Genomic DNA, 298 nt, shown 5'->3' on the forward strand with positions numbered 1-298 from the left:
AGGGTATGAAGAGGTGCTAGAAAACGGCCTGCATTTTTTCATGACGACGGCAAAGGCGCTTGAGGCGTTAGAGGCAAAATACAAAGCTAAAAAGGATGCGAGCCAAGCTTTTAAAAAAGGCTCTATTTATAGGGCTTTAAAAGGTATTGAAGATCAGGCCGTAAATACTCAAATAATTTTAAGTGTATTTACAAAAGATGACGATGAAGACATAAACGATGAGATCACGGAGTGCAAAAGTGCCGTTACAGAGTTTGCTAAAGCTAAATCACGCTTCGGATATAACCCTAATCTAATC

General features: G+C 39.3%; 1 pseudogene. It reads left to right on the forward strand.

Features of this window, described 5'->3' with window-relative positions:
* Window positions 1–298: pseudogene (locus UNSWCS_RS12265) on the forward strand (phage tail protein); the annotation flags it as partial.

Origin of the sequence: Campylobacter concisus UNSWCS (assembly GCF_000466685.1) — a bacterium.
Taxonomy (GTDB): Bacteria; Campylobacterota; Campylobacteria; order Campylobacterales; family Campylobacteraceae; genus Campylobacter_A; species Campylobacter_A concisus_A.